Below are 8,896 nucleotides of genomic sequence, written 5' to 3' on the forward strand. Positions count from 1 at the left end.
CATCTTCAAGATGGAGAAGGCGGAGCTCCGCCGGATGCGCCGCAAGGTGCAGATCATCTTCCAGGACCCCTTCTCGTCGCTGAACCCGCGGATGACGATCGGCGACACGATCCGCGAGGTGCTGTCGATCCACAAGATCGCGACCGGGCAGAAGGCGAACGACCGCGTCGCCGAGTTGCTGCGCGTGGTGGGGCTGCGGCCGGAGCACTCGGTGAGGTATCCGCACGAGTTCTCGGGCGGGCAGCGGCAGCGCATCGGGATCGCGCGGGCCCTGGCGCTCGAACCGAAGGTGCTGGTGCTCGACGAGCCGGTGTCGGCGCTGGACGTCTCGATCCAGGCCGGCGTGCTGAACCTGCTGGAGGACCTCAAGGTCCGCCTCGGCCTGTCCTACCTGTTCGTCGCCCACGACCTGTCGGTGGTGCGGCACGTCGCCGACCGAGGGCTCGATCACCGTGCACGGCAAGGACGTCGGCGGCCTGGGGCGCAAGGAGCGCAAGGCGCTGCGCCGGGACATCCAGGTGGTCTTCCAGGACCCGCTGTCCTCGCTGGACCCGCGGCTGCCCGTCGGCGACATCATCGACGAGCCGCTGCGCGCCTTCGGGGTCGGCGAGCGGGAGCGCAAGGCGCGGGTCAGCGAGCTGCTGCAGCTGGTGGGGCTGGCCCCGGAGCACGCCAACCGGTACCCGGCGGACTTCTCCGGCGGCCAGCGGCAGCGGATCGGCATCGCCCGCGCGCTGGCGCTGGAGCCGAAGCTGCTGGTGCTCGACGAGCCGGTCTCGGCCCTCGACGTGTCGATCCAGGCCGGTGTGCTCAACCTGCTGGAGGAGCTCAAGGTCCGGCTGGGGCTGGCCTACCTCTTCGTGGCGCACGACCTGTCGGTGGTCCGCCACATCGCCGACCGGGTCGCGGTGATGTACCTGGGCAAGGTCATGGAGCTGGCGCCCCGCGACACCCTGTACGCCACCCCGATGCACCCGTACACGCACTCGCTGATGTCCGCGGTGCCGGTGCCGGACCCGCGCAAGGAGGGCCGCCGCGAGCGGATCCTGCTGGTCGGCGACCTGCCCAGCCCGATCAACCCACCGTCCGGCTGCGTGTTCCACACCCGCTGCCCGAAGTACCGCTCGGTGCTGTCGGAGAGCGACCGGGAACGCTGCCGCTCGGAGGTGCCGGCCCTGGATGCCAAGGCGCCCATGCAGTTCGTGGCCTGCCACTTCCCGGAGGCGCGGGCCGATATCGCCTCCGGTGAGGACGCCGGGATCACCGGCGTCCAAGACGCCCCCGGCGCTTCTGCCGACGGCCGTGGCGCCGGAGCCACCGCGCTCTGACCACCCAGCGCGCGGGCCGGACGCTGGAATCGGCCCGTGCGTCGCGACTAGGTTGGCAGTGGTGACCCCAGACCTCCCGCCCGGACACGGCAGCCCGCTGCCCGCTCGGCGGCTGCTGCTGGTGCACGCCCATCCCGACGACGAGACCATCGGCACCGGCGCCACCATGGCCTCCTACGCCGCGGCCGGGGCGCACGTCACCCTGGTGACCTGCACCCTCGGTGAGGAGGGCGAGGTGCTGGCGCCCGAGCTGGCCCTGCTCGCCGTCGATCACGCCGACCAGCTGGGCGGCTGGCGGATCGCCGAGCTCGCCGCTGCGATGGCGGAGCTGGGCGTCACCGACCACCGGTTCCTCGGCGGCGCCGGCCGCTTTCGCGACAGCGGGATGATGGGGCACCCGGCCAACGCCAAGCCGCGCGCGTTCTGGCGCGCCAGCTCCGAGCCCGCGGTGTTCCAGGCCGCGGTGACCGCCCTGGTCGAGGTGATCCGCGAGGTGCGCCCGCAGGTGCTGGTCAGCTACGACGAAATCGGTGGCTACGGCCATCCGGATCACATCATGGCCCACCGGGTCGCCACCGCCGCCTTCGCCGCGGCCGCCGACCCGGGCTTTGCCGCCGCCGGCGCCGGTTGGCAGATCTCGAAGCTGTACTGGACGGCGACCCCCCGCTCGGTGCTGGCGGCCGGTCTGCAGGCGTTGCAGGCGGCGGACACCCCGTTCGCCGGCGTCGGCTCGGTGGACGACCTGCCGTTCGGGTGCGCTGACGAGCTGGTGACCGCGGCGGTCGTGGCCGAGGAGCACGCCGGCGCCAAGCTGCGGGCGCTGGCCGCCCACCGCACCCAGGTCACGGTGGCAGGCTCGTTCTTCGCGCTGTCGAACTACCTGGGCCAGCAGTCGACGGGCACCGAGTACTTCCGGCTGGTCCTCGGCAGCCCCGGCGGCGAGCGCGACGCTGAGGGCCGTGAGACCGATCTGTTCGGCGGGATCGCCGAGGATCGGCTCGCCGGCCGTTCGACGGGCGCCGGCCGTTCGACGGGCGCCGGCAGTTCGACGGGCGCCGGCAGTTCGACGGGCGCCGGCACTTCGACGGGCGCCGGATGAGTCGGCAGGGACCCGGCGGGCCGGCAGCCCGGGCCGGCGGGCCGGCAGCCTCCCCCCGGGCCGGTGGGCCGGCCGTCCGCCCCCATGCCGGTGTGCTGGTCCTGGGCTACCTGCTGTTCGCCGCCGCCGGAGCGCTGAGCGCGGTGATCGAGGTGCTGCTGGTGCCCAGCCGGATCGGACAGACGCTGATCCCGCTGGCCCCCGTGCTGGCGGTGCTCAGCAATGTGGCCCTGCCGGCCATCTCGCGCGGCCTGACCGACACGGTGCTCTCGGCGGTGCCGCCGGTGGCCGGCTGGCTGGTGACCACCTTCCTGCTGGCCAGCGCCACCCCCGAGGGCGATGTGCTGCTGCCGGCCGGTGATACGGCCTACATCTCCTACTCGCTGCTCGGCTTCGGCACCCTGGCCGGTATGGTCACCCTCTGGCGGGCCAGCCGCCCGGGGCCCTGGACCGGCCGGTGGCTCAGATCGCGGCTGGCGCGATCCGGTAGTGGTAGCGATGGTGCTCGATGAATCCCAGCTGCTGGTAGAGCGCCAAGGCCCCGGAGTTGCCCTCGTCGACCTGCAGGTAGCAGGCGGTCGCTCCCTGCTGGCGCCCCCACTCCGCCAGCGCCCGCATCAGCGTGCTGGCCACCCCGCAGCGGCGGTGCTCCGGGGCGACCTCGACAGCGGTCACACCCAGCCAGCCCTCGTCCACCGCGCCCCGGGCGATGCCGGCCAGCGAGCCGTCCCGGCTGAGCGAGGCGAAGCTGACCCGGTCATGGCGGGTGAGCAGCCGCACCGCGTGCTCGGGCAGCGAACCGCCGCGGTAGTGGTAACCGGCCAGCCAGGCCGCTGACGGCGTCGCTGCCAGCTCCACCGGCTCACCCGGGCCGGAGCCGGGCCCGGACGCGGCATCGATCGGCGCCGTCAGCATGATGGTGGGCCGTTCCAGCGTCCAGCAGCGGCCGGCCAGCTCGGCATCGAGCAGCCCACGAGCCGGCAGCGGCAGCTGGACCTGCAACGGCAGCCCGCGCTCGGCGTAGAACCGGCCCGCCTCGGCCAGCAGCTCCGGCAGCGGCCGGCGCGGGGTGACCAGCGGCAGCACCGAATTCGCCCGGCCGGTCCAGCCCTGGTCGGCGTGCAGCTGCCAGCCGTCCAGGTCGACCACCTCGGCCGCCCGCCAGCCACGGCGGGCCACCCGTTCCAGCTCCAGGATCTGGCGTCGGTGCGGGGCGACCACCCGCGCGGCCACGATCGCGGCCCGGTCGATGGTGACCGGGCCGTGCGCACCGGCCACGACGGCCGTGGTGGCCGTGAGGCAGGCCAGCTCGCCGACGACGTCGGACAACGGCGGGACAGACCCGTCCTGGCGCCGATAACGTACAACCACCCGCCGCCCCACGAGCCTTGCAGACAGCATGACCGGCATACTATGCAGCGACGTGATGATGTACCCCCTGCGACAGCACCAACCCGTACCGGGAGGACCTTCCAGTGACCTACGTGATCGCCGAACCCTGCGTCGATGTGCTGGACAAGGCATGTATCGAGGAGTGCCCGGTCGACTGCATCTATGAGGGCGGGCGGATGCTCTACATCCATCCGGACGAGTGCGTGGACTGCGGCGCGTGCGAGCCGGTGTGCCCGGTCGAGGCGATCTTCTACGAGGACGACGTGCCGGAGAAGTGGCGGGAGTACACCCAGGCCAACGTCGACTTCTTCGACGAGCTGGGCTCGCCCGGGGGCGCGTCCAAGGTGGGCAAGACCGAGGCCGACCCGGCCTTCATCATGGCCCTGCCCCCGCAGGCCGGCGAGCACTAGGACGAGCTCCGCTGAGCCGGCGGCCTCAGTGCAGCGTGGCTGCCACGGCTGAGCTGCTGGCGGCGCCGTCGTCCTTCCAGCCGCCGGAGTAGCTCCAGCGCTTGCCGTCGTGGCGCACCGTCTCGATGCCCAGCCGATCGGCGTTGCAGACCAGCCACGCCGCGGTCGCCCAGCCGGCGTCGGGCACCGTCACGGTCTTCCCGGCCACCGTCGGCTTGGCGACCGGCAGGTCGCGGGTCAGCGCAGCCGTCACCACGGCGGGGGTGGCCGAGCGGTCGGGCTTGTCGAACCGGCAGGTCACCCCGGCCGGGGTCTGGCCGTACAGCGCGTCCGTGATCGCCTGCGCCTGGGCCTCGTGCCGGGCGTAGGCCGAGCCGTCGGCGGAGAACTGCACGGTCTGCACCACGGTGGCCAGCGAGTCCTCCTGCCAGTTCGGCACCCGCACGACCGCGTCCAGGAACTTGCCGGTCGCGTAGTGCACGTCGGCGATCTGGTCGGCTGTGCCCCAGCCCTGGGAGGGCCGCTGCTGCAGGATGCCCACCGAGTCCCGGTCACCCTGGCCGGGTGGGATGTTGCGCAGCTTGGACTCCTGCAGGGCGGCCCCGATGGTCAGCACCGCTGCCCGTTCGGGTAGCTCGCGCTTGAGCACCATCCCGACGATCACAGAAGCGACCTGCGCCTGGTCCAGCTGCAGGGTGTAGCTGCCGAAGTCGCAGCCAGCCGGCCTGACCACCGACTGGGCAGCCCGCCAGAGCGTCCGGGCGCCGAAGGCAAGGGCGCCCACGACGACCACCACGACCACCAGGGCGGTGGTACCGCGCTGTGCTCGACCTGACACTCGCCCTGCCCGTCCGATCCTGATACCCGGCTAGTTGGCGTGCAGAGCGGTGTTCAACGTGATACCCGTGCCGGTGCGCTGCCGGATCTCCAGCGCGCCGGTCACCGAGTTCTGCCAGAACTGCAGCCCGGACTGCCCAGAGAACTCCGCGGCCTTGCGAACGGTTCCATCCGGCAGCACCACCTTGGAGCCCGCTGTGACGTACGTTCCGGCGGCCACCACGCAGTCATCGCCCAGCGAGATCCCGATGCCGGCGTTCGCGCCGATCAGGCAGCGCCGGCCCACCGAGATCACCTCCTTGCCGCCTCCGGACAGGGTTCCCATGATCGAGGCGCCGCCGCCGACGTCCGAGCCGTCGCCGACCACCACCCCGGCCGAGATCCGGCCCTCGACCATCGAGGCGCCGAGCGTGCCCGCGTTGTAGTTGACGAAGCCCTCGTGCATCACGGTGGTGCCCGCGGCCAGGTGAGCGCCCAGGCGCACCCGGTCGGCGTCGGCGATCCGCACTCCGGTGGGCACCACGTAGTCCACCATCCGCGGGAACTTGTCGACGCCGTAGACGGTGACCGGGCCCCGGGAGCGCAGCCTGGTCCGCACCTGGTCGAAGCCGGCGACCGCGCACGGCCCGTGGTTGGTCCACACCACGTTGGTCAGCAGCCCGAAGACCCCGGTGAGGTTCAGGCCGTGCGGCACGACCAGCCGGTGCGAGAGCAGGTGCAGGCGCAGGTAGACATCCGCGGCGTCGACCGGCTCGGCGGCCAGCTCCAGCTCCCTGGACAGCACCTCGGTGCGCACCCCGCGCAGCTCGTCGACACCGGCCAGCGCCGACAGCTCGTCCGGGGCGGTGGCGTCCGGGCCGGGACGCCCGAGGGCGGGGCTGGGGTAGTAGACGTCCAGGACGGAGCCGTCCTCGGCGATGCTGGCCACGCCGAAGCCGTGGGCGTGAGTGCTGGGCTGGCTGTCTGCGCTGGTGGTCACGCCGACACCCTAACCATCCCAGTCCGGACAGGCGCGGACTAACCTGCTGGCCGTGACCACAACCGCCGCCCAGCCGTCCGGGCCCGCCGTCCTGCAGCTGAGCCGCTCGGCGGCGCAGCTCACCGCCGACCTGGTCGACATCGAGTCGGTCTCCGGCGATGAGGCCCGGATCACCGACGCGGTGGAGGCCGCCGCCCGCCGGCACGGCTCGCTGTCGGTGCGACGGCTGGGCAACGTGGTGATCGCCCGCACCGAGCTGGGACGCCCGGAGCGGGTGGTGCTGGCCGGGCACCTGGACACGGTGCCGATCGCGGGCAACCTGCCGTCCCGGGTCGCCGACGGCCGGCTGCACGGCTGCGGCGCGTCGGACATGAAGTCCGGGGTGGCGCTGCAGCTGCGGATGCTGGAGCTGGTCGGTTCCGGGGCGCTGGAGCCCGCTGTCGACCTGACCTGGCTGTTCTACGACTGCGAGGAGGTGGAGGCGGCGCGCAACGGCCTGAACCGGGTCGCCGCCGAGCACCCGGAGCTGCTGCGGGCCGACCTGGCGATCCTGCTGGAGCCGACGAACGGCGCCGTCGAAGGTGGCTGCCAGGGCACCATGCGCGCCCAGCTGAGCATCGCCGGAACCCGCGCCCACAGCGCCCGGGGCTGGCTCGGCAGCAATGCCATCCACCTTGCGGCGCCGGTGCTGCAGCGGCTGGCCGACTACCGCGCCCGGGAGGTGGAGGTCGAGGGGCTGACCTACCGGGAGGGGCTGAACGCGGTGTTCATCGAGGGCGGGGTGGCCGGCAACGTGATCCCCGACCGCTGCCTGATCACCGTCAACTACCGGTTCGCGCCGGACCGGTCCGAGGCCGAGGCCGAGGCGCACCTGCGCTCGGTGTTCGACGGGGTCGAGCTGGCCGTCCTGGATTCGGCGCCGGCGGCGCGTCCGGGGCTGGACCGGCCGCTGGCCCAGCGAGCCGTTGCCGCGCTCGGTGGCGAGGTCGCCGCGAAGCTCGGCTGGACCGACGTGGCCCGGTTCAGCGCGCTCGGCATCCCCGCTCTGAACTTCAGCCCCGGTGACCCGGACCTGGCGCACCGGGCCGATGAATCGGTGGAGCTGGCGCAGCTGGAGCGCTGCGAGCGGTTGCTGGCCGGCTTCCTGGGGCAACGTCGCGAGGCCGGGACGAACTAGGGTGTCGAGATGACCAACGGACGTCCTGACGGCAAGCTGCCGGCCGAGCGGCACCGCGGGCCGGTGAGGTTCCGGCGCGGCCAGGTCGAGCCCGACGCCGCTACCACCGACCAGCGGCTGCTGGACTCCGGCGGCCCGACCGACTGGCTGCACACCGATCCGTGGCGGGTGCTGCGCATCCAGTCGGAGTTCGTCGAGGGGTTCGGCCTGCTTGCCGAGCTAGGGCCGGCGGTCTCGGTGTTCGGTTCGGCCCGCACCGGCGCCGAGCACCCGGAATACCAGCAGGCCCGGCAGCTGGGCGCGGCGCTGGCCAGGGCCGGCTACGCGGTGATCACCGGTGGCGGCCCGGGCGCCATGGAGGCCGCCAACCGGGGCGCCTCCGAAGCCGGCGGCACCTCGGTCGGCCTGGGCATCGAGCTGCCCTTCGAGCAGCGGCTCAACGACTGGGTCGACATCGGGCTGAACTTCCGGTACTTCTTCGCCCGCAAGACGATGTTCGTCAAGTACGCCCAGGCGTTCGTGATCCTGCCCGGCGGGTTCGGCACCCTGGACGAGCTGTTCGAGGCACTGACCCTGGTGCAGACCCGCAAGGTCACCCGGTTCCCGGTGATCCTGTTCGGCGAGCGGTACTGGTCGGGGCTGCTGGACTGGATCCGCGACACGGTGCTGCCGGAGGCGAAGATCGGGGCGGCGGACCTGGAGCTGATCCGGGTCACCTCCGACGTCGAGGAGGCGGTGTCTCTGATCGTCAACGCCGATGCGCACCGGTCGGCGCAGGAGCTCAACGAGAACGCCGCGCATGCCGAGTCCGAATCGGCCGGGGCCGGCGATGCCCAGTAGCCCCCGCTAGCCCGATGGCCTCGATCTGCGTCTTCTGCGCGTCCTCGCCCGGCATCGAGGAGTCCTACCTGAAGCTGGCCGCCGAGGTCGGCGCCCGGATCGGCGACGGCGGCCACCAGCTCGTCTCCGGCGGCGGCCGGGTCTCGATGATGGGGGAGGTGGCTGCCGCCGCGCGGGCGCACGGCGCTCGCACGCTCGGGGTGATCCCGCGGCACCTGGTGGACTACGAGGTGGCCGACACCGACTCCGACCGGCTGGTGGTGGTGGAGACCATGCGCGAGCGCAAGGCGGTGATGGACGCCCATGCCGATGCGTTCCTGGTGCTGCCCGGCGGCATCGGGACCCTGGAGGAGTTCTTCGAGGTGTGGACCGCCGGTTCGCTGGGCATGCACCCCAAGCCGGTGATCGTGCTGGACCCGGACGGCTTCTACGCCCCGCTCTGGCAGTTCGTCGAGTCCCTGATCGAGCGCGGTTTCGTCCGGACGGCGGCCTGGCAGCAGCTGCGCCGGGTGGACTGCGTGGAGGCGGCCTTCGCGCTGATCTGACCGGACGGCGCGGGCAGGCCCTGTCGACGGTTGTCGGCCCGGCGTGCCAGGATCGTGCCCATGTTGCTGCTCGGCTACCTGCTGCTGGCCCTGGTGGTGGCGGCGCTGCTGTTCTACGGCATGGTGGCGCTGCTGCCGGGTGGCCTGTCGCTGACCCCGCAACGGGACAACCGGCCCTTCGAGCTGCCGGCCGACCGGCGGATGGTCCGGGCCGACCTCGACCGGGTGCGCATCCCGGTGGGCGTGCGGGGCTACCGGTTCGCCGAGACCGACGACCTGATCGACCGGC

General features: G+C 72.6%; 9 protein-coding genes and 3 pseudogenes. 9 read left to right on the plus strand and 3 right to left on the minus strand.

The genetic code is table 11. The features are described 5' to 3' along the window. The 4 genes and pseudogenes from VF612_RS09865 to VF612_RS09880 all read left to right on the plus strand — a co-directional run. Positions 1-439: pseudogene (locus tag VF612_RS09865) on the plus strand (ATP-binding cassette domain-containing protein); the annotation flags it as partial. Further along, positions 432-1,232 (plus strand): annotated as a pseudogene (locus tag VF612_RS09870) (ABC transporter ATP-binding protein); the annotation flags it as partial. The pseudogenes VF612_RS09865 and VF612_RS09870, both read left to right, overlap by 8 nt. Positions 1,233-1,389: 157 nt before the next feature. Continuing rightward, the gene (gene mshB, locus VF612_RS09875) at positions 1,390-2,427 is read left to right on the plus strand and encodes an N-acetyl-1-D-myo-inositol-2-amino-2-deoxy-alpha-D-glucopyranoside deacetylase (protein ID WP_408659684.1); all 1,038 of its coding nucleotides are present in this window, start codon (positions 1,390-1,392) and stop codon (positions 2,425-2,427) included. Further along, positions 2,424-2,939: a DUF6113 family protein gene (locus VF612_RS09880; RefSeq protein ID WP_408659685.1), complete on the plus strand. Its 516-nt coding sequence runs from the start codon at positions 2,424-2,426 to the stop codon at positions 2,937-2,939. Before mshB ends, VF612_RS09880 begins: the two co-directional genes overlap by 4 nt. On the opposite strand, the gene VF612_RS09885 is transcribed toward VF612_RS09880, so the two are convergent. Further along, the gene (locus VF612_RS09885; RefSeq protein WP_408659686.1) at positions 2,890-3,798 is read right to left on the minus strand and encodes a GNAT family N-acetyltransferase; all 909 of its coding nucleotides are present in this window, start codon (positions 3,796-3,798) and stop codon (positions 2,890-2,892) included. The two genes, VF612_RS09880 and VF612_RS09885, sit on opposite strands and share 50 nt — an antisense overlap. Before the next feature lie 104 nt (positions 3,799-3,902). Between VF612_RS09885 and fdxA the strand changes: the two genes are divergently transcribed. After that, entirely contained in the window at positions 3,903-4,229 is a 327-nt protein-coding gene (gene fdxA / locus VF612_RS09890; protein ID WP_408659687.1) for a ferredoxin, read from the plus strand. 25 nt (positions 4,230-4,254) lie between these two features. Here fdxA and VF612_RS09895 read toward each other — a convergent pair whose 3' ends face one another. Further along, the gene (locus VF612_RS09895; RefSeq protein ID WP_408659688.1) at positions 4,255-5,067 is read right to left on the minus strand and encodes a hypothetical protein; all 813 of its coding nucleotides are present in this window, start codon (positions 5,065-5,067) and stop codon (positions 4,255-4,257) included. Positions 5,068-5,097: 30 nt separating this feature from the next. Further along, positions 5,098-6,045: a 2,3,4,5-tetrahydropyridine-2,6-dicarboxylate N-succinyltransferase gene (gene dapD, locus VF612_RS09900; RefSeq protein ID WP_408659689.1), complete on the minus strand. Its 948-nt coding sequence runs from the start codon at positions 6,043-6,045 to the stop codon at positions 5,098-5,100. A 52-nt stretch (positions 6,046-6,097) separates the two neighbouring features. Between dapD and dapE the strand changes: the two genes are divergently transcribed. From dapE to VF612_RS09920, 4 genes and pseudogenes are all read left to right on the plus strand, one after another. After that, positions 6,098-7,222, plus strand: a complete 1,125-nt coding sequence (dapE, locus tag VF612_RS09905) for a succinyl-diaminopimelate desuccinylase (protein ID WP_408659690.1) — start codon at positions 6,098-6,100, stop codon at positions 7,220-7,222. Between the two features lie 9 nt (positions 7,223-7,231). Then, positions 7,232-8,062 carry a TIGR00730 family Rossman fold protein gene (locus tag VF612_RS09910; protein WP_408659691.1) on the plus strand — a complete coding sequence of 277 codons (831 nt, stop codon included), beginning with the start codon at positions 7,232-7,234 and terminating at the stop codon, positions 8,060-8,062. Positions 8,063-8,076: 14 nt separating this feature from the next. Then, positions 8,077-8,607: a TIGR00730 family Rossman fold protein gene (locus VF612_RS09915; protein ID WP_408659692.1), complete on the plus strand. Its 531-nt coding sequence runs from the start codon at positions 8,077-8,079 to the stop codon at positions 8,605-8,607. Between the two features lie 60 nt (positions 8,608-8,667). Next, positions 8,668-8,896 (plus strand): annotated as a pseudogene (locus VF612_RS09920) (hypothetical protein); the annotation flags it as partial.

The organism is Jatrophihabitans sp. (genome assembly GCF_036388195.1).
In the GTDB taxonomy this organism is placed as follows: Bacteria; Actinomycetota; Actinomycetes; order Mycobacteriales; family Jatrophihabitantaceae; genus Jatrophihabitans_A.

Coding starts and splice junctions, on each gene's coding strand:
- VF612_RS09880 (WP_408659685.1), top strand. CDS start 2,424: ATGAGTCGGCAGGGACCCGGCGGGCCGGCAGCCCGGGCCGGCGGGCCG.
- VF612_RS09915 (WP_408659692.1), top strand. CDS start 8,077: ATGGCCTCGATCTGCGTCTTCTGCGCGTCCTCGCCCGGCATCGAGGAG.
- VF612_RS09910 (WP_408659691.1), top strand. CDS start 7,232: ATGACCAACGGACGTCCTGACGGCAAGCTGCCGGCCGAGCGGCACCGC.